General features: G+C 70.9%; 20 protein-coding genes. 11 read left to right on the top strand and 9 right to left on the bottom strand.

Annotated features, from left to right (window positions below; genetic code table 11):
• Window positions 1-35: 35 nt before the first annotated feature.
• From ABD830_RS08715 to folP, 3 genes are all read left to right on the top strand, one after another.
• A complete protein-coding gene (locus ABD830_RS08715) occupies window positions 36-881 on the top strand; it encodes a metalloregulator ArsR/SmtB family transcription factor (RefSeq protein WP_344985977.1) in 846 nt (281 codons plus the stop codon).
• Window positions 878-1,474, top strand: a complete 597-nt coding sequence (locus ABD830_RS08720; protein WP_344985978.1) for a dihydrofolate reductase family protein — start codon at window positions 878-880, stop codon at window positions 1,472-1,474. The genes ABD830_RS08715 and ABD830_RS08720 overlap by 4 nt, the downstream gene beginning before the upstream one ends.
• A gap of 64 nt (window positions 1,475-1,538) precedes the next feature.
• Window positions 1,539-2,414 (top strand): dihydropteroate synthase, encoded by an 876-nt coding sequence (gene folP / locus ABD830_RS08725; protein ID WP_344985979.1) that lies wholly within the window; start codon window positions 1,539-1,541, stop codon window positions 2,412-2,414.
• A gap of 58 nt (window positions 2,415-2,472) precedes the next feature.
• Here folP and ABD830_RS08730 read toward each other — a convergent pair whose 3' ends face one another.
• The 8 genes from ABD830_RS08730 to ABD830_RS08765 form a co-directional block, all read right to left on the bottom strand.
• Entirely contained in the window at window positions 2,473-4,770 is a 2,298-nt protein-coding gene (locus ABD830_RS08730; protein WP_344985980.1) for a glycoside hydrolase family 3 protein, read from the bottom strand.
• 191 nt (window positions 4,771-4,961) lie between these two features.
• Window positions 4,962-5,150, bottom strand: a complete 189-nt coding sequence (locus ABD830_RS08735) for a hypothetical protein (RefSeq protein ID WP_344985981.1) — start codon at window positions 5,148-5,150, stop codon at window positions 4,962-4,964.
• Between the two features lie 372 nt (window positions 5,151-5,522).
• The gene (locus tag ABD830_RS08740) at window positions 5,523-6,263 is read right to left on the bottom strand and encodes a class I SAM-dependent methyltransferase (protein ID WP_344985982.1); all 741 of its coding nucleotides are present in this window, start codon (window positions 6,261-6,263) and stop codon (window positions 5,523-5,525) included.
• A 264-nt stretch (window positions 6,264-6,527) separates the two neighbouring features.
• Complete coding sequence (locus ABD830_RS08745; RefSeq protein ID WP_344985983.1) at window positions 6,528-7,253, bottom strand: cupin domain-containing protein; 726 nt, start codon at window positions 7,251-7,253, stop codon at window positions 6,528-6,530.
• Window positions 7,250-8,155, bottom strand: coding sequence for a DUF6807 domain-containing protein (locus tag ABD830_RS08750; protein WP_344985984.1), 906 nt, complete (start codon window positions 8,153-8,155; stop codon window positions 7,250-7,252). Before ABD830_RS08750 ends, ABD830_RS08745 begins: the two co-directional genes overlap by 4 nt.
• A 7-nt stretch (window positions 8,156-8,162) precedes the next feature.
• The gene (locus ABD830_RS08755) at window positions 8,163-9,248 is read right to left on the bottom strand and encodes a Gfo/Idh/MocA family protein (RefSeq protein ID WP_344985985.1); all 1,086 of its coding nucleotides are present in this window, start codon (window positions 9,246-9,248) and stop codon (window positions 8,163-8,165) included.
• Window positions 9,249-9,354: 106 nt separating this feature from the next.
• Entirely contained in the window at window positions 9,355-9,999 is a 645-nt protein-coding gene (locus ABD830_RS08760; protein ID WP_344985986.1) for a response regulator, read from the bottom strand.
• Window positions 9,996-11,099 (bottom strand): sensor histidine kinase, encoded by a 1,104-nt coding sequence (locus ABD830_RS08765; protein ID WP_344985987.1) that lies wholly within the window; start codon window positions 11,097-11,099, stop codon window positions 9,996-9,998. The genes ABD830_RS08760 and ABD830_RS08765 overlap by 4 nt, the downstream gene beginning before the upstream one ends.
• A 124-nt stretch (window positions 11,100-11,223) precedes the next feature.
• Between ABD830_RS08765 and ABD830_RS08770 the strand changes: the two genes are divergently transcribed.
• Entirely contained in the window at window positions 11,224-12,219 is a 996-nt protein-coding gene (locus ABD830_RS08770) for a DUF418 domain-containing protein (protein WP_344985988.1), read from the top strand.
• On the opposite strand, the gene ABD830_RS08775 is transcribed toward ABD830_RS08770, so the two are convergent.
• Complete coding sequence (locus ABD830_RS08775) at window positions 12,182-12,478, bottom strand: LacI family DNA-binding transcriptional regulator (protein WP_344985989.1); 297 nt, start codon at window positions 12,476-12,478, stop codon at window positions 12,182-12,184. The two genes, ABD830_RS08770 and ABD830_RS08775, sit on opposite strands and share 38 nt — an antisense overlap.
• Window positions 12,479-12,608: 130 nt before the next feature.
• Between ABD830_RS08775 and ABD830_RS08780 the strand changes: the two genes are divergently transcribed.
• From ABD830_RS08780 to ABD830_RS08810, 7 genes are all read left to right on the top strand, one after another.
• Window positions 12,609-13,889 carry a serine hydrolase domain-containing protein gene (locus ABD830_RS08780; protein ID WP_344985990.1) on the top strand — a complete coding sequence of 427 codons (1,281 nt, stop codon included), beginning with the start codon at window positions 12,609-12,611 and terminating at the stop codon, window positions 13,887-13,889.
• A 126-nt stretch (window positions 13,890-14,015) separates the two neighbouring features.
• Window positions 14,016-14,408 carry a hypothetical protein gene (locus ABD830_RS08785; RefSeq protein WP_344985991.1) on the top strand — a complete coding sequence of 131 codons (393 nt, stop codon included), beginning with the start codon at window positions 14,016-14,018 and terminating at the stop codon, window positions 14,406-14,408.
• A gap of 147 nt (window positions 14,409-14,555) precedes the next feature.
• Window positions 14,556-15,848, top strand: a complete 1,293-nt coding sequence (locus tag ABD830_RS08790; protein WP_344985992.1) for a vWA domain-containing protein — start codon at window positions 14,556-14,558, stop codon at window positions 15,846-15,848.
• Window positions 15,845-16,795: an ARPP-1 family domain-containing protein gene (locus tag ABD830_RS08795; RefSeq protein ID WP_344985993.1), complete on the top strand. Its 951-nt coding sequence runs from the start codon at window positions 15,845-15,847 to the stop codon at window positions 16,793-16,795. The genes ABD830_RS08790 and ABD830_RS08795 overlap by 4 nt, the downstream gene beginning before the upstream one ends.
• Window positions 16,796-16,953: 158 nt before the next feature.
• The gene (locus tag ABD830_RS08800; RefSeq protein ID WP_344985994.1) at window positions 16,954-17,145 is read left to right on the top strand and encodes a hypothetical protein; all 192 of its coding nucleotides are present in this window, start codon (window positions 16,954-16,956) and stop codon (window positions 17,143-17,145) included.
• A 197-nt stretch (window positions 17,146-17,342) separates the two neighbouring features.
• A complete protein-coding gene (locus ABD830_RS08805) occupies window positions 17,343-18,518 on the top strand; it encodes an MFS transporter (protein ID WP_344985996.1) in 1,176 nt (391 codons plus the stop codon).
• A 144-nt stretch (window positions 18,519-18,662) separates the two neighbouring features.
• A complete protein-coding gene (locus tag ABD830_RS08810) occupies window positions 18,663-19,565 on the top strand; it encodes a TauD/TfdA dioxygenase family protein (RefSeq protein WP_344985997.1) in 903 nt (300 codons plus the stop codon).
• Window positions 19,566-19,571 lie beyond the last annotated feature (6 nt).

Below are 19,571 nucleotides of genomic sequence, written 5' to 3' on the forward strand. Positions count from 1 at the left end.
GACACGAATATTCGTCACAGTGAATACTTCTGGGCATGGACGCAATCCTCACCGCCCTGGCCGACCCGGCCCGCTGGCGGCTCGTGGGCCTGCTGGCCGAGCGGCCCCGGCCGGTCGGCGTTCTCGCCCAGCTCGCCGAGGCGCGCCAGCCGCAGACGACCAAGCACCTGCAGGCGCTCGAGCGTGCCGGCGTCGTCACCTCCCAGCGCTCCGGCCAGCGCCGCGTCTACGCGCTCCGGGCCGCACCCCTGCGGGAGCTGGCGGCCGCGCTCACTCGGCTGGCCGACACCGCGGAGCAGGCCGGCGGCCCGCGCGAGACCTACGACCGTTACGGGCTCAGCCTCCACGCGGAGCGACTCGCCGCCAGGGAGCCGGGCTGGGCCGACGGCCGCTCGTTCCGGTTCCACCGGTCGCTGGCGGCGGGACCGGAGCAGGTCTGGCGCCACCTGACCGAGGCCTCGCTGCTCGCCCGCTGGTGGACGCCGGACGACCTGCGCGTCTCCGAGCTCGTCTTCGAGGCACGGCAGGGTGGGCGGATCCTCCATGAATACCGCGATGCCGAAGATGTCGACGGCTCCGACCTGATCGCCGGGCGCGCGCTGGGAGTCGTCGAGGACGTACGCCCCGGTGAACGCCTGGCCTACCGGCTCTCCCCTCAGCTCGCCGACGGCAGCCTCGCCTTCACCGCCCACCTCGACCTGGACCTCCGGCCCACCGATACCGGCACGGAGCTCGACGTTCACTTCCGCATCACCGACAGCACGGTCGAGTCCGCGGACTTCATCGCAGGCGTCGAGATCGGCTTCGGCCAGAGCCTCGACAAGCTCGCGGCGATCCTCGCCGCGGAAACCCACACCCCTCATACCAGGAGCACCGAATGACCAACTCGACCGGACGCAGGGTGACCGCGAACCTGAGCCTCACCCTCGACGGGCGTTACAACGGCCCCGGCGGACCGGGCGATTTCGCCGCGTTCGCCCCCTATGTGACCAGCGAGGTCGCACGGAACCACATGAACCGCATCTGGGAGAGCGCGACGACGGCGCTGCTCGGCCGACTCAACGCCGAAGGATTCATGGGCTACTGGCCATCGGTCGCCGAAGACGACAACGCCGACCCTCGTGATCGCGGATACGCCACCTGGCTGGTCAACACGGAGAAGGTGGTCTTGTCGACCACCCTGACTGAGGCCCCGTGGGAACGCACCCGCGTGGTGAACGCCCCCGCCGCCGACGTCGTCGCCGACCTCAAGGCCACCGGTGAGGGCGACATTCTCGTCAACAGCAGCGCGAGCATCATCAAACCGCTCCTGGCGGCAGACCTGCTCGACCGGCTCTACCTGATGATCTTCCCCGAGATCGCCGGGGGCGGGCAGCGACTGTTCGACGACGGTCTGCCGGCGACCAAGTGGACCCTCACCCACCAGCAGAGCGGCGAACTGGGCGAGATCGCCATGGTCTACGACAGGGCCTGATGGTTACATACACGGGCCGGACTATAGTGCGATGGATCATACACTTCCGAAAGAGCGGAAAGTAATGCAAGCGTACTATCCCGAACTCATAGCGCCGGTGCGAAGGATCGGCAGGCGAGAGTTCGATTTTGCGCGACACATAGTGGTGATGGGAATTGTCAATCGCACCCCGAACAGCGGTCTGGATCCGAACAGGTCGATGGCGGTCACCCAGGCGGTCGGTAGAGCGGAGCAGGCTCTACGTGAGGGTGCGGAATGGATAGACGTCGGAGGGCGAGCGTTCCGGAGCGACCAGCCGCCTTTGTCGCCGGCCGAAGAGATAGACCGCGTGGTCCCGGTGATTCGCGGCATCCGGGAACTGAGTGACGCGGTGATCAGCGTGGACACGCATCTGCCAGAGGTAGCGGAAGCGAGCTACAAGGCAGGCGCGGACGTGATCAACGATACCCACGGACTCCGCTCGCCAGGCATGGCGGGGCTGATTGCCGAAACGGGAATGAGCGTCATCATCACCCATAGCCTGGGAGGGCCGGGCGAAAAGGTAGTGAGGCCGACCTACGAGGACGTTGTCTCCGAGGTGGCGGCCTTCCTGCGGCAGCGAGTGGACTATGCGGTCGGTTCGGGAATCGAGCCGGAGAAAATCATCATCGATCCGGGGCACGATCTGAACAAGAACACCGAGCACTCGAACGCGCTGAGTCGGAGGCTCGGCGAGATCACGGCCATGGGCTACCCGACTCTGGTGGCGTGCAGCAACAAGCATTTCATCAGGGAAAGCCTGGGTGCGGAGCGAGGCAGCGAAGAACTGCGAATCGGGACGATCGCCGCCAACACGATGTGCGTGTACCAGGGGGCGCGGATCGTGCGCGTACACGATGTGGCGGGGAACGTCGCCGCGATGAAGGCGGCAGAACTGGTCTTGGGATTGGCGGAAAGCTAATGCGGCGAGAGCCAGTCGCCCGGCAGGACGGCCTGGATCGCCGCAAGCGCTCACCTGCTCAGAGCCGGGCGCCGAGGACGGCGGTCTCGCCGGTGAGGCGGATGTCCGCGCGCAGCGGCCGCTCCTGCGCCGACGGCCCGGCGGTGAGCACGATCGTGCCCGGCTCGACGATGCGGCGCAGATCGATCCCGGTGTAGGAGAATGCGTGCGCGGGCACGTCGAACGCCACCACGCGCTCCTCCCCCGGCTCCAGCGCCACCCTGGCGAACCCGATGAGCTGGACCACGGGCCTGGCGACCTGCGCGACCGGGTCGGAGGCGTAGAGCTGCACCACCTCCTCGGCGGCCCTGGACCCGGTGTTGCGGACCGTCACACGCGCCTCGATCGAGCCGCTGGTGGGGCATTCGGCCCGATCCGTGGTCAGGGCCACGTACGCGATGGCGGAGTACGACAGGCCGTGCCCGAACGCGTACGCCGCAGTGGGATCGACCGACGTGATGCCCTCGGTCCTCCCGCCGAGCGGCGGCTGCAGGTAGGTGGACGGGTTGACGAAGGGCGTCTCGGGAATCTGCACGGGCAGGCGGCCCGACGGGTTCACCCGGCCGCTCAGGACGCCGGCCACAGCGGCCCCGCCCTCCACGCCGGGAAAGAACGCCTGGACCGCGGCGGCGACCCGGTCCTTGTACGCGCCGAGCGCGTACGGCCTGCCGGAGACGACGACCAGGACGGTGGGTGTGCCGGTCGCCAGGACCGCCTCCACCAGCTCCGGCTGGAGGCCGGGCAGCCGCAGGTGGGGCGCGTCGCACCCCTCGCCGGACGTGCCGCCGCCGAACAGCCCCGCCCGGTCCCCCACGAACACGAGCGCGAGGTCCGCCTCGGCCGCGGCCTCGGCGGCCCCGGCGATGCCCGACCGGTCGTCGCCCGACACGTCGACGCCCTTCTCGTACCGCACGTCGGCGTAGGGGAACTCGGCCCCGAAGCACTCCCTGATGGACGCGACGCTCAGCCCCATGCCGTGCTCCGGGTAGCGGTCGAGCACGTGGTTGGGGAAGGCGTAGCAGCCCATCATGGTACGCGGGTCGTCGGCGCACGGCCCGATGACCGCCAGCCGGGCGGTCGTGCCGGGGCCGATGGGCAGCAGGTTGTCGGGGTTGCTCAGGAGCACGACAGAACGTTCCGCGATCGCGGCGGCTATCGCGCGGTTGCGCGGGCTGTCCAGATCGACGCCGTCCGCGCCCTCCGGGACCAGCGGGCCGCCGTCCAGCAGTCCGAGCTCGATCTTCTGGCGCAGGATCCGGCGTACGGACTCGTCGACCGCCGACTCGGCCACCCGGCCGGCGCGGACGTTCGCGACCAGGTGGGGGCCGTACGAGATCGTCTCGGGCAGATCCACGTCGACGCCCGCGGTCAGCGCGACGGCGCCGGCCCCCGCGGCGTCCTCGGCCACCTGGTGCATGGAGGCCAGGAACGGGATGGACCAGTAGTCGGACACCACCGTCCCCTCGAACCCCCAATCCTCGCGCAGCAGCCGGCGCAGCAGGTCCGCGCTGGCCCCGACGGGCACACCGTCGAGGTCGGTGTAGGAGACCATGACTGAGCGGGCGCCACCTTCGCGCAGCGCGATCTCGAACGGCGGCAGGATCACGTCGGCCAGTTCGCGGGGCCCGATGCTGACCGGGGCGTGGTTGCGGGCCGCGCGGGAGGCCCCGTACCCGGCGAAGTGCTTCAACGTGGCGATGACCCCGGCGCTCTCCAGGCCGCGTACGTAGGCCGCACCCAGCCGGCCCACCAGGTGCGGGTCCTCGCCCAGGGACTCCTCCACCCGCCCCCACCGATAGTCCCGCACCACGTCCACGACCGGCGACAGCCCCTGGTGCACCCCCGCCGCCCGCAGGTCAGCGCCGATCGCCGCCGCCATCCGCTCGACCAGATCGGGGTCGAACGTCGCCGCCCACGCCAGCGGCGTCGGATACGCCGTCGCCCCGAACGTGGCGAACCCCGTCAAGCACTCCTCGTGGGCGATCGCCGGAATGCCCAGGCGGTTGGAGGCCACCACCCGTTCCTGGAGCTCCCGCAGCCGGGCGGCGCCCTCGGCGACGGACACCGGCGCGGTGCCGTAGACGCGGGTGAGGTGGCCGAGGCCGTGGCTCAGCTGCTCGTCCAGCGTCTCCACGGCCTTGAACCGGTCCTGCAGGGGCGCCACGTTGCCGTCTCCGCCGACCTGGAGCCAGATGGACCCGAGCTGCGCGACCTTCTCCTCCAGCGTCATCTCCGCCAGGAGTGCCTCCACGCGTTCGCCGACCGTGCGTGCGCTGTCCCGCCAGGGCGCGAGGCCCGGAGCGTTCACTGATGTCATGGCATTCCTTCTGAAAGTTTCGAAGGCTCAAACCGATCACTGATTTCGGACTCTAGATGTCCCTCTCAAAGGCCGTCAAGAATATTTCGGAGAGCCACCGAAACTTTCGGACATTACTAAGCCTCCCCGGTCATGCGGAGGCGCCCGCTCCACTGCGCTGAAAGCGGGCGCCTTTCGTGCAGCGGAGAAGGTCAGGCCACGTGTTCCTCGGCCTCCCGGTGGAGCGCCTCAAGGTCGAACGCGCCCGACTTGACCGCTGCGGTGAACGCCACCCAGTCGCGGCGCGGGACCTCCAGCACCAGGTCCGGGTTGTCCTCGTGGATGATCTCCACGTGGTCGTTGATCCGCTTGGCCGCGACGCGGCCGGCGTCTTGAGTCATGCCGCACTCCCTTCCAGTGCACTGCGGGGTTTCCGCCCCTGCCCCCTTCGCAGGACGACTGAGGCGGCTTCGGGCAGCTTTCCATCTCGACCGTGGCCTCTGCCACTGGTGGGTGCGGGAGTGCGGAGGGAAAAACCCACTCGCGGGGGGCCATCTCTTGACCTCGGATGCAAGATTGACGTCCCCGCGCGACCGGTGACTGCAAGAGCCTTGAAAGCGGGGAGTTAGTGGCGGGGCCTAAGTTACGAATAAATCGAATAGCAGCATCACATAAGAGGACATGTCATGAAATTGACCCTAGAGCGGCAAGTGCGGGTTTTCGGAACGCGGAGCGTCCGCATCACGTAGGCAAGCCGGCCGGGATCACGGATGTCAGGCGTGGACGTGCTGGGCGATCAGGGCGAAGCGGTGGGCGGTCGCTCGCAGTGGGCGGCCGCCCGCCATCTCCGCGTGCAGCGCGCGGAGCCGGTCCTCGTACTCCTCGACGGTGAAGCCGGGGATCTGCCACGAGACGACGCGGAGGTAGCGGACGAGCGCGCCCACGTCGTCGATCGTGACAGGTTGGCTCGACTCGCGGCACCAGGTGACGTCGAGCCCCGCCTCGGTGAGAGCGGCGGCCGCGGTCGCGAGGTCCCAGCCGTGGTCCTCGTGCGGCGGGGCGTCCAGGGCCTGGTTGATCTCTTCCAGGTCGCGCCCTCCCACCTGCTGGGTGACATACGTGCCGCCCGGGGTGAGGAGGCGGCGGATCTCGCGCGGTTCGTACGCCTCGTGCCGGTTGACGATCAGCTCGAACGAACCGCCGGGAAACGCGGAGCCCGCCTCGGCCACCTCGACGCCCAGCGGCTCCAGGCGGCGCCGGGCTATCGGGAGGTTGGGCGCGTACCCCTCGGTGGCGGCGGTGCGGGGCGGGAGCGGGGCCAGGGACGACAGCAGCTCGCCGCCTCCGGTGCCGAGGTCGAGCAGGGACGCCGCCTTCGGCAGCCGCTCGCGCACCAGCTCCTCGTAGTCCCACGGCAGGTCGTCGGCGGTGGTCATCCGGCCTCGGAAGACGGCCCAGTCCCAGCCCTGGAACGGCGTGGTCAGCGCCTCGCGGATCAGCTCCTCATAGCCCATGCCGCGATCATGCTTCGTGGCGGGGCCGTTCCGCACGCTCTTTTCCGTGGCGGGGCGGGGTGCTCTCACGCAGGACGACACAGGCCGGGAGCGGCACGCGCCCGGTGACCGTGCCGTCAACAGGGTGCGTAACGTGGGCATCGCCGGGCTCTGGGGGTGTTCGGCGCGCCTCCCTGCGGAGGCGCGCCCACTATGGCGTCCAGCGCTGTGGGTTGCCGCCGCAGGCTGCACGGGAATCCTCGTCCCTTCAGGGCGAGGTGCAGGTCAACGGGTGTGGACGATGGGGTTGGCCACGTCGTGCGCACGCAGGTGGCCGCACATGCCCCACCGGTCGTGCGCCGGGCTCTCCATCAGGGCGGACCGGCGCAGGTGCGTGCCGTCGCCGAGCTCCAGGGCGTCGAGGATGCCGGCCGTGCGGCGGGCCTGCTCGGCGACGGTCTCCTCCCAGATGGCACGCCATCCCGCCGCCTTGGGGCGGACGAGTGCGATGGCGTGGTCGTAGAAGCGGTGGAGCGGGGCCAGGTCGCCCTTGGCGGCGGCGTCGGCGAGTCGAAGGAACCCCTCGACGGCCAGCTCCCGCCGCCTCCGCACGGCCTCCTCCTGTCTTTGGGTGGGGAGGGTGGCGGCCTCTTGGTAGCGGTCCGGGTCGGAGACGATCTCCGAGGGGAACGTCATGACCGCGTCACCGGCCTCGGGGAGACCGGCGTTCGACATCACGACCACCACCTCCAGGCCGCCCCCATCATCGGCGCGGTTGACCGCGCGGTGGATGGTGCCGGGCGTGAACCACACGGTCGTCCCCGCGCTCAGCTCCGTCTCGCGCAGCCCGTTCACGTCGAGCGTCTGGAGCGTGCCGTGCCCGCCGACGACCACGTACGCCTCCGTGGAGGCCGTGTGCACGTGCGGCGTGCCGCCCTCCAGCCCGTCGGCGCACGGGCTGCCGGAGTAGACCGACAGGCGGCTGACCGAGGTGCCTCCGGGGAAGGTCATGCCAGCGCCGCCCGGCCCTGCTTGGCCAGCAGCTCGGTCCCTTCCTCGCCCCGGTCGCCGTCGGCGATCACGACCGCGTACCGGAACCGCAGCGACTCCCCGTCCGGCAGCTCGACCTCCTCGCTGAAGAACGGCGCCGGGCACAGGCAGGCGAAGTCCTCGCTCCTGGCGAACCACTGCGGCGGGTGCTGCGGGTTGGAGGCGGCGTCGACCACGACGATCGTGGAGTGGTCGCCGGTCTCGTCGTGCCGGCCGCGGAAGCCGAACCACTCGGCGCGCGTGCCGCGCAGCTCGTCACCGCCCGCCCCGGCCGGCGACTGGATGATGCCGTTGGTGAACGACCTGGGGCCGCGCCAGAAGAGGCCGCCGTACCCGGCGTTCTCGCGGCCCTTCGTGGTCGGGGAGCCGAACGCGAGCGTGCCGCCCGACACGTTCGTCATCTCCGTCTCGAACACCAGCGCCCACGTCGCCTCGTCCAGCACCTGCGCGGACAGCGACCGCCGCTCCCCGATGACCGGGGCGCCGGCCTGCGAGGTCCAGTCGAGCGTGTGCGCGATCTCGGCCCGCCCGCCGGTCGCCGTCAGCGCGGTCATCTCGCGGTGCGTGGCGCTGCCGTTGTTCTCGAGCTGCACGTAGAACTTCCCGTGCACGTACGTCGGCCCGCCCCAGAAGTTGTGCTCCCCCACATGCGGCAGCGACCAGGCGATGCCCTTGTGCCAGACGTGGTCGTGCGGCCGGAACAGCGACACCAGCCGGCCGCCGACGGTGCGGATCGGGTGCAGGTACGGCTTGGGCGACTCCAGCACCGGCGTGTCGGGACGGTAGACGTAGGTGAACAGGTCGACGTCGCCCGCCGCGACGGTCACTTCGCGGTCGAGCAGGTGTGTGGCTTGCAGAGTCACGGGTTCCTCACTTCCCCCAAGGAGCGCCTGTGCCGTCCATGCGCAGGGCGAACGGGCTGTCAGCGGTGATCTGTCCGGCTCGTACGCGCTCGCCGGTGAAGGCGGAGGTGTACAGCGCGGCGATGAACTCCATCGTCCGGCGGGCGTCCTCGGTGGTCACCGGAGGCGCCTCGCCCCGGTCGAGCGCGTCGTAGACGGCGGCGAGCCAGCCGTCGTGGCCGCTCGGCACGGTGCTGTGCCCCTGTGCCCACAGGTCCGACACCGTGTCCTGGCCGGGCGCCGGGGTCACGGTCCAGTCGTCGTCGGTGTAGCCGTACAGGTGCTCCACCTCGACGGTGGCGCGCTCGTAGTCGAAGCGGAGCCGGGAGGTCTGCCTCGGGGACACGACGGAGTTCACGACCGTGGCCACCGCGCCGTTCTCGAACGTCACCAGCGCCATGGAGACGTCCTCGGTGTCCACCGGGCGCGACTGGCGCGCGGCCACGGCTGTGACCTCGCGCCACGGGCCGAGGATCGAGAACAGCAGGTCGAACTGGTGGATGCCGTGCCCCATGGTCGGCCCGCCGCCCTCCGACTCCCACGTGCCGCGCCACGGGACCGCGTAGTACGCGTCGTCGCGGTACCACTGGGTGTCGCACGTGGCCAGCAGCGGGCGGCCCAGCTCGCCGGCCTCCTGCAGGCGGCGCAGCCGGAGCGCGCCCGCCCCGAAGCGGTGCTGCAGGACGGTCGCGACGTGCGCCGTGGTGTGACGCTCCGCCTCGATCAACGCGTCGAACTCGGCGAGCGAGAGCGTCGGCGGCTTCTCCACCAGCGCTGTCACCCCGGCCTCCAGGCACGCGATGGCCAGCGGCGTGTGCAGCTGAGGCGGCGTGCACAGGTGGACGAGGTCGACCTCCTCCTCCCCAAGCAGGTCGTCCAGGCTCGCGTGGGTGCTCGTCACGTCGTACTTCTCGGCGAACGCCGTCACCCGCTCGGCGTCCACGTCGGCCACGGCCACGAGCTCCGCCCGCCCGGACCCGCGGACGGCCTGGGCGTGCGCATGGGCGATCGCACCGGTTCCGACAATCGCGGCCCGGTACTTCCGTTTTGTCAAGATGATGCTCCTATGTGGGGGAATGTCAGGCGCCGGGCGGGAAAGCGTTTTCCATGGAGACGTATTCCGCAGGTTTGCACGTGTATTACCTGGACGTCAAGGGCGATCAACCGAGCTGAGGGCGCATGGTGGGGCTCTCCCACGCCCACGCCGCGATCTCCGTCCGGTTGCGCGCGCCGAGCTTGACCTGGATGCCCGACACGTATCCCTTGACGGTGCTCAGCGAGATGACCAGCTCGTCGGCGATCTCCCGGTTGGTGCGTCCCCTGGCGAGGGCCCGGACGATCTCGACCTCCCGCGCGGTCAGGGGCTGCGCGGGCACGCGGGCTCTGCGGGCGCCGGCGACCTGGCGCAGCAGCCGCAGGGTGATCGACGGCGAGATGAGGGCGTCCCCCGCGTACGCGGCCCGCACCGCTTCGACCAGCAGGCCAGGACCCGCGTCCTTCATCACGAACCCGGCCGCGCCGCACCGCAGCGCGCCGTGGACGTACTCGTCCAGGTCGAACGTGGTGACCATGACCACCCGGGGCGGGGCGTCGGCCAGGGCCCGGGCGACCTCGATCCCGTCGAGCCGGGGCATCTGGATGTCCACGAGGCACACGTCCGGGCGCGTCCTGCGGGCCTGCTCGATCGCCTCGACGCCGTCGCACGCCTCGGCGACCACGGCGATGTCGGGCTCGTTCTCGAGGATGATCCGCAGGCTCGCCCTGATCATCGGCTGGTCGTCGGCCAGCAGCACCCGGATGGTCATCGACGGGTGCGGGTGGGGACAGTCGCGCGGACGGCCCAGCCGGAGCCGGGGCGGGGGCCGGCGGTCAGGGTGCCGCCGAGGGCTTCGAGGCGTTCGCGCATTCCGACGAGTCCGTATCCGGCGCGGCGGTAGCGGCGGGCGGCCACCGGCGGGGCGTCGTCCTCGACCTCCACCGTGACGGCCCGCTCGTCCTGGGTGATGCCGACGGCCACCGCGCGGGCACGCGGGGCGTGCTTGGAGACGTTGGTCAGCGACTCCCGTACGACCCGGTACACGGTGCTGCTCACCTCGGGGGACCAGCCGGCCGGATCGGCGTCCAGCCGCAGATGCGCCCGGGGGCCGTGGAAGCCCTCGATCAGCTCGCCGAGCCGTTCGCCGCCCGCCGGGGCGGGAGCGGGCTCGCGCAGGAGGCCGACCACGCGGCGGGTGGCGGCCAGGGCCTCGGAGCCGGCGGTCTCGATGTCGGCCAGGGAGCCGGCCGTCTTCTCCGGGTGCCTGGCGGTGACGAGGCGGGCGGCCTGGGCCTGGAGCACGACGCTGGTGATGTGGTGGGCCACGACGTCGTGGAGCTCCCTGGCCAGCTCGAGGCGTTCGGCACGCCGTACGCGCTCGGCGACGGTGTGGCGGCGGGCGGCGAGGAGACGGGGGGTGAGCCCGATCGTCAGGGCGGCGAGCCAGGCCAGGCCGGCGAGCACCGGCACGGGCGAGCCGGGGTGGGCGAGGAAGCCGCCCGCCACCACGGTCAGGCCCGCGGCCCCGACGGCGCCGGCCGCGCGGGCGGGGAGCGTCCTGACGGCGGAGCCGACGAGCACCGTCAGGCCCAGGGACATGGCGGGGCCGGGCTCGGCGGGCAGGTGGACGACGAGGGTGGCGAGGACGGCGAGTGCCGCCGCGACCAGGCCCGCGACCGCGGTCCACAACCGGTCGCGGCGGCGCACCAGGGCGAGCACGCACACCACCGCGCCGGCGGCCGCCCCGAACAGCCAGGAGCCGCCGCCCCAGCTGCCGGCGACCCGGTAGGCCTGGTAGGCGACGGCCGCCACGAGCACGACGCCGAGTCCGGCGTCGGCCGCCACCCTGAGCCGATCGGGAACGCGCACAGCGTCCAGGCTAGGAGAGACACCCCGCCGTCTTGTACCGGCCGAAAGTACTGTTCCGGTCCCTGCTTTCCGCCGATGTGGGGAGCCGGTCGCGCTCCGCAGGATGAGGCCCGTGTCATACGAAATGTCATCCGAAGTTCGTCAACGACGCCGGCGGATCGCGGCGCTGGACGTGATCCGCGGGTTCGCGTTGTGCGGGATCCTGCTGGCCAACGTCCAGCCGATCGCCAGCATGGGCGCGCCGCCCGTGTCAGGAGGACCGGCGAGTCCCGGGGAGCTCTGGCTGGGCCTGCTGGTCGAGCAGCGCTTCTTTCCGATCTTCTCCCTGCTGTTCGGCGTCGGGTTCTCCCTCCTGCTGGACTCGGCCGCCGAGCGGACGGCCCGGCCTCGGCTGCTGCTGTTGCGCAGACTGCTGGCGCTGCTCGCGATAGGGCTGGCGCACCATCTGCTGCTGTGGGAAGGCGACATCCTGGCCATCTACGCCGTCGTCGGGTTGGTGGTGCTGCTGCCCTCGACCTGGCTGCCGCGCTGGACCGTCGCGGTGCTCGCCGCCGCCCTCATCGCGACACCGCCGATCCTCGGCATCAACGGCGTGCCACTGGTGCCCGGGCTGTTCCTGCTGGGCTCGGCGCTGACTCGATACGGCGTGATCGAACGGATAGAGCGCTCCGTCCGCGTTCCGGCCGCACTGGGCCTGGTCTTCGCGGCGGGGGCTGTGCCCGTCCTGTGGCTGCAGACCGAGACACGGATCAGCGACGCGACCTTCAGCCTCTGGTTCTCCATCGGAGGGTTGCTGATCGCGGGCGTCTACGTGTGCGTCCTGCTGCTCCTGCTCAGAACACCGCTCCGGCCGGCGCTGGAGAAGGTCTTCGCGCCGCTGGGACGGATGGCGCTGACCAACTACCTGAGCGCCACCGTGCTCGTGCTCGTGGCCACCCGGCTGGTCGGCGGGGTGCCGCACGAATGGTCCATAGCCACGGTCCTGGTGATCGCGGGCGTCATCCTCCTCCTCCAGTGGGTCTGGTCCACGCTCTGGCTCAACCGCTATCTCCAGGGCCCGATCGAGTGGCTGTGGCGGTGGGTCACCTGGGCCCGCCGCCCGGCCCTGCGTGCGCAGTGACGGGTGCGCTCACTCCCGGGTGCGGGTGCTTCCGCGGACGATCAGCCACCCTCCAGCACGAGCCGCTCACCCGTGCCCGCCTTCTCCAGCGCGAAGCGGATCGCCGCAGGGCCGCCGCCGCAGCCAGCACGCGCGCCTCGAACTCGGGCGCGACCTTCCGCGTGCTGCCGCCCAGGACCCTGGACTCGGTGGAGACCGAGACCCCGGCCGCCGCGGCCACGTCGTGCAGCGTGACCGTGGGCCGCGCCGCGTGGGGCATCCGACGTGTCCTTTCCTCGGCGAACGAGCCGGTAGAGAAGCGTACTGAACAGCAGGGGATGACTCGTGTCATGGGGAGCCGATGACACTGCCCACTGACGGCGCGTGCCCCGCTGGACGATGCTGCCTCCATGACATCTCGCCGATTCAGAACGCCGGTCGCGGGCCGCACCCTGCGGCTGGCCGTCGCGACCGCGGCAGGCGTGTTACTCGCGGCAGGAACGCTGACCGCCCCGGCCTTCGCCGGGACCGCCCAGGACATGAGGCCGGAGCTCCAGCAGTCCCTGGACGCCGTCCACGAGGCCGGCATGTTCGGCATCTACTCGGAGGTCCGCGACGGTGACCAGACGTGGCGGGGCGCGTCCGGCGTGGCCGATGTGGACACGCGCCGCCCCGTACGCCCCGACATGGTGCAGCGGGTGGGCAGCATCAGCAAGACGTTCACCTCGGTGGCCATCCTCCAGCAGGTCGGACGCGGCACCGTCGAGCTGGACGCCCCGATCGGCCGCTACCTGCCCGATCTCGTCCCCGGCGAGCGCGGCCGGCGGATCACCGTGCGGATGGTCCTCAACCACACCAGCCACATCGCCGACTACATCGGCCCGGCGTTCCCGTCGCTGCTGCAGGGCTCGACCAAGAGCCTGGACGACAACCGCTTCCGCACGTTCTCCCCTGAGGAGCTGGTCCGGCTGGGTCTGGCCGCCACCCCGACCGGCGAGCCGGGGGCGGTGCCCGGCTCGTACTCGAACACCAACTACGTCCTCGCGGGCCTGCTCCTGAAGAAGGTCACGGGCACCGGCGCCGAGCAGTACATCACCCGCAACGTCATCCGCAGGGCCGGCCTGCGCCACACGTCCTTCCCGCGCACGCCGCTGATCCCGGGCCCGCACTCCAAGGCGTACGAGTCGTGGTTCGGCCTCATCGACCCGCCGCGCGACTACAGCGTCTACAACATGTCATGGGCCGGCACGGCGGGCGCGATCGTGTCCACGATGGACGATCTCAACCGCTTCTACCGGGCGCTGCTGCGCGGCGAGCTCGTCGGCGCCGCCCAGCTCGCCGAGATGCAGAAGACGGTGCCGGTGCAGGTGGGCGGAGGGTCGGTCGCGTACGGCCTCGGGCTTTACGCACTCGACCTGCCCTGCGGCCGTTTCTGGGGGCACGACGGGGCCGTGTTCGGGATGGGCACGCAGTCGCTGTCCAGCCCGGACGGCGCCCGCCAGCTGTCGTACGGGTTCAACCTCATGAAGTACCAGCGGATTGACGACAACGGCCAGGTCGTGCCGAGCCCGATCGACTACGCCCTGGTCGACCACGTGCTCGTGGCCCTGTGCGGCGACAGCGCGGCCCAGGCCAAGGCGTCGCGACCGCTGTTCCTCCCGCTCCCCACGGACACCGCCGTATTCCGATGATCGCCCGGCGGGTGTGTCGCCGATCACTTTACCAGTGCGGATTTGTCCACAGATGATCGCTCCAGGTCTCCGTAATGTCCCTGCTGCCGGACGAACCGGCAGCACGGACAACGGGGAGGAAACCCAATGCGTAAGGCTCTTGCGACCATCGCCCTGGCAGGCTCGATGGCCGTCACCGGTGTCGCCATGACCCCCGCGGCTCAGGCCGCCACGCAGTCCCACTCGACTGTCAACTGGGGCAAGTTCTTCTCCAGCGACCACAAGGCGTACACGTTCGGCAAGACGTGGAAGAGCGGTGGCAAGGTCTTCACGAAGTGGTACGGCGTGGACAAGGTCGGCGGGAAGAAGGGCTGGGTGTGGTTCGAGTACGACGCGAACGGCGGCTGGCACAAGTTCAACCGCTCGTTCGACGGCAAGGTGGTCGGCGCCTGGCAGGGCCGGGGGATCAAGAAGATCTACACGTTCACTTGCTGGGCCGGCAAGTTCGACAACTGCGGCCGTAAGTACCGCATCTACTAAATCCTGACCGGTCGAGAGGCCCGGCGCCCACCGCGCGCCGGGCCTCTCGCGTGGCGAAAAAGCATTTGACACGTCCGCGCATTTCCAGAAATGCGGCCGCGGAAAATGGGTGTCTTTCTGCGGGATGAAATTCCTAAACTCGTGATCGTGGACACCCCGACTCTTCTCCAGCATTTCCGGACGCACGACACCCCTTTGGTCCTGTCCAGGGGCGGCGATCTGGCATGGGACGACGCGGAGCTCCACCGGAGTGCCCAGCTGAGCGACCCCGAGGGATACGCGCTGCTCGCGCTGGTGCCCGGTGCGCTCCCCTGGCAGCGGGCCCGCGTGCTGCTGCGTACGCTGGCCGGCTCGCAGGACGGCCTCGACGAGGGCGCCCGCGCGACGCTGGCCAAGGTCACCAGGGTGCTCATGTTCGGCCTGCCGCCTGCGCACGCCGTGACCGCGCTCCTGGCGCTGCGGCGTATGCGCGTCAACCACAAGCACGCCACGCGGGCCATCGTCGCGTTCGTCCTGGAGCACCCGGACGCCGCCGCGCTCATCGAGGCACGCAGGACCGCACTGGTCGACTGCTTCGAGCACGCGCTGGGCAAGGCGACCGCCCGCGCGTGTGCCCGGCTCGTCCGCGACGGCGACACCGGCTCCGGTTACCTGCGGCGGAGCCTGCTGCGGTTCACCTCCGACCCGGCCGTGGCGGTCGAACGGGTGCGCGCGCTCTACGCGCCCGGCACGTACGGCGCGGTGGCCCCGCACGAGCCGCCCGCGCCGCTCGACCCGGTCAGGGAGCACCCGCCGATCGTGACGCCGACCAACCGGGGCGACATCGCGGCGACGCTGGTGCACCTCTACCGCGGCGGGCCGGACGCCGAGCTGCGTCCCGCCCTGGCGGGGTACGTGGCCGAGGCGACGCGCGGGCTGCCGCGCATGACCGGCCACGTGGCCATGGTGCTCGACACGTCGGGCTCCATGCGCGGGTACGGCGAGCGCGAGTGGGCGGTCATGTCCCAGGCCGCGGCGCTGCGGCTGGTCCTGGGCGAGGTCTGCGAGCGCCTGACGGTGGTCGAGAGCGGCACCACGCAGGCGGTTCCCGAGGGGGCGACCGATCTGGCGAGCGGGCTGCTGGACGCCCTCGACACCCGCCCCGACCTGGTGGTGATCGTGACCGACGGCTACGAGAACGTCCTGCCGGGCGACCTGGCCCGGGTCGCGGCCACGCTGCCCAGAGCGGGCGTCACGACGCCCGTGGTGCTCTGCCAGGCCACGTTCACCCGCGGCGACGACCTCACCCTGCGCGACCCCGCGCCGGATCTGCCGCGCCACCCGTTCTGGCACCAGGACGACTTCGCCGGGCTGCTGCCGTGGATGTTCGGCCACTGCCAGCCCGGCCGGGACTGGATCCGTACGGCCATGCTCGGCCGACTGGAAGGAGCACGCACATGACCAGCCTCGACACGCTCCTGCCTGCGCCGCTCGACCTCGACGGCTACCGCGCGGGCACGCCGCAGCGCGCCGGGGCGCTGACCATGGTGCCTCTCTGGGGTCCCGAGCGTCCCGGCATCGTGCCGCCCCGCTCCGGGCTGAAGCTCAAGCGGGTCGTCGGGTACGGCCAGGTCGAGCTGCACAACGGCGCCCGCGAGGGCGTGGCGATCGTGCCGCTGCACCTCGGCTACATCCAGGACGCCGCCCAGAACCACGCCCTGTGCTCCTCGGCGCTGCTGGGCGCCGGGCAGACCAGGCGGTTCGACGACGCCTGCTGCGTCCAGGCCGGCCAGGGCGGCTATCTCGAGGGCCGCGACCAGTGGTTCTTCGTGCTGCCCGTCGAGCTGCGGGCCAAGGCGCTGCGGCAGCGCGGGCGCCAGGACTACGCCAAGCTCTGGCCGGACATCTCCGAGCTCAACCGCGCGTACGGGCTGCCGTCCCGGGGCCACCTGGAGCAGATCCTGTCGCGCAAGCGGGCCACGCTGACCCAGTTCCAGAGCCGGCTGGAGCTGCTGCCGGGCCAGCTCGGGGCGCTGTTCTTCGTGGACGGCAGGTTCGCGGGGCTGGAGCTGGCGCCCGACCCGGTGTACTTCGCCGAGATGTGGATGGCGCTGGTCTGCTTCGCGTACGGGGTCGCCGCCTGGCATGCCGAGCCCGAGCGGACCCCGGCGGAGGCGTACGACGCGGGGAGCCTGGCGGAGCTGCGCGCCGAGCTGGCCCGCGACCGGGCGGCGCGGCAGACCGAGGTGGCCTCCTGGCTGCCCGCGCCCGACGGTGACGTGCGCGTGGTCGAGGAGGAGCGCTACCTCGACCTGCGGCTGTCCACCATGACCGGCGGCGGCCTGGCCGGTCAGGTGGTCAGTGAGCACGGCCGACCGGTGTACGCGTCCCTCTTCGCCGACCGGTAAATCGGTTGCGACGCGAATCGGACGCCGGTTGAATGATCAGTGCGGGAACTGCGCCGGGCGTGACGGATGAAAACCCTCATTCCATGTAAGGGATGTCGTTACTAAGAACGACCGCAAGCATCCGTCGAGGCGCCGGCCGCCTGTCCCGCACTGAGATCTTGTCAGCCCTCTCACCCCGGCCGGCCAGTGCCACGCATCTGATGCTGCGGGTGGTCAGCACGCAGTGCACCGGCAATCCGCTGTACGCCGGTGAGCAGGACCAGGATCCGAGCCCCGCGACGGACTGCGCCACGGCCAGCCCGCAGCGGGAGCAGGTGAGGGCGGCCGAGTTCCAGGCGTTCTCGCACTGACGTCATGAGTCTGCGGCCCGCGCCGTTGGGGCGCGGGCCGTACGTCCTCCACCAGATCGGCGAGCACCGACCGCGCGGCCGCATGGCCGGATTCTTTCGCACAGTGGCTCTCCGGCCACTCGTGAAGAACCCAGAGCGCACGCAATGATTGCAAGCGCCGCATAAAGGCGGACGCACTGCAATTGGAGGATTCGAACATGCCTATCGGGCTTCTCGCCCTGGCGCTGGGCGGTTTCGGCATCGGGCTCACCGAGTTCGGGCTCATCGGCCTGCTGCCCCAGGTGGCGGCGGACTTCGGGGTCACCGAGCCGGTGGCCGGGTATCTGGTCTCGGGTTACGCGCTGAGCGTGGCGGTCGGCGCCATCGCGCTCACCGCGGCGATCGCCCGCTTCGACCGCAAGAAGGTGCTGCTCGCGCTGATGGTGCTGTTCATCGCGGGCAACCTGATCTCGGCGATCGCGCCGGTCTACCCGGCGCTGATGGCGGGCCGGATCGTCGCGGCGCTCTGCCACGGCGCGTTCTTCGGCGTCGGATCGGTGGTCGCGGCCGACATGGTCGCGCCGAACCGGCGGGCCGGGGCCATCGCGTTGATGTTCGGCGGGCTGACAGCGGCCAACGTGCTCGGGGTTCCGCTGGGCACGCTGCTCGGCCAGCAGTTCGGCTGGCGCTCGACGTTCTGGGCGATCACGGTCATCGGCGTCGTCGCGCTGGCCGGCATCCGGCTGCTGGTGCCGCCGACGCCGCCGCCCGCCGAGACGAGCCTGCGCGGCGAACTGGGCGCGTTCCGGCGGCCGCAGGTCTGGGTCTCCGCCGCGGTCACCGTACTGGCCTTCGGCGGCATGTTCGGCGCGTTCGCCTACATCGCGTTCACGCTCACCGAGGTCAGCGGGTTCGCCACCACCACGGTGCCCTGGCTGCTGGTGCTGTTCGGTGCGGGCACGTTCGCGGGCAACTTCGCCGGCGGCAAGCTCGCGGACCGCGCGCTGAACACCTCGCTGGCCGCGATCCTGGCGCTGCTCACCGTGGTGCTCGCGGTGTTCGCGCTGACGGCGCGGAGCCAGGCCATGACGGTCGTCTCGCTGGTGCTGATGGGCGCCGTCGGACTGGCCACCGCACCAGGGCTGCAGCTGCGGATCATGGGGTACGCCCAGGACGCGCCCACGATGGCCTCCGGCGCCAACATCGCGGCCTTCAACCTCGGCAACGCGCTCGGCGCCTGGCTGGGCGGCCTCGCCCTGGGCGCCGGATTCGGCTTCGTCTCACCGCTCTGGGTCGGCGCCGGAGTCACCGCCGCCGGACTCGCCGTCCTGCTGGTCGGCTCGGTACGGCTACCCCGACGACAGAAAACCCTTATTTCCTACCAGTTGGATTGACTATAGGAGACGGGCGATCTACGTTTGTGACGTGACAACCACGGCTCTGACCATCCGGGGCCACGTGGACTTCTGCCGCGTGGCCAGCGCGCTGTGTCCCTCCTTCCGACCGCAGGCCAACCCTCTTACGGAAGGAAAAGACCCATGTCATCCCTGTCCATCGCCCCTGTCGCCGGTCGCATAGGCGCCGAGATCTCCGGTGTGCGGCTCGGTGGCGACCTGCCCGCCGACGTCGTCGCGGAGATCCGCCTGGCCCTGCTGGGCCACAAAGTGATCTTCTTCCGCGGCCAGGACCAGCTGGACGAGCAGAGCCAGGTGGCCTTCGCCCGGCTGCTCGGTGAGCCGACCGCCGCACATCCCACCGTGCCCTCGCTCAACGGGAACGACCACATCCTCGACCTCGACTACCGCAACGGCCAGAAGGTGGATCGCTGGCACACGGACGTGACGTTCGTGGACCGGCCGCCGCTGGCGTCGGTGCTGCGGGCCGTCGCCGTTCCCGCCGCCGGCGGTGACACGCTCTGGACCAACACCGTGAGCGCGTACGAGCACCTGCCCGCCGAGCTGCGGGACCTGCTCGACCGGCTGCGCGCCGTGCACACCAACCAGTACGACTACGTCCGCGTCGCCACCTCCGAGGACGCCGACCGGGCCCGGGAGCACGCCAAGGTGTTCGCCTCCACGGTGTTCGAGACCGAGCACCCGGTGGTGCGCGTGCATCCGGAGACCGGCGAACGGTCGATCCTGCTCGGCGACTTCGCCAAGCGGCTGGTGGGGCTGCCGGCGCACACGTCCGCCTCCCTCATCCGGCTGGTTCAGGAGCACGTCACGGAGGTGGAGAACACGGTGCGCTGGCGGTGGGCGCCCGGCGACGTGGCCATCTGGGACAACCGGGCGACGCAGCACCGCGTGGTGCACGACTTCGGCGACCGGCCGCGGCGGCTGCACCGCGTCACGATCGCGGGTGACGTGCCGGTGGGCGTGGACGGCCGTCCCAGCGTGGCGCTGAAGGGCGACGCGGCCGCGTACTCCCCCATCGCCGCCTGATCGATC

The sequence above is a fragment of the Nonomuraea helvata genome (assembly GCF_039535785.1).
Lineage (GTDB): Bacteria > Actinomycetota > Actinomycetes > Streptosporangiales > Streptosporangiaceae > Nonomuraea > Nonomuraea helvata.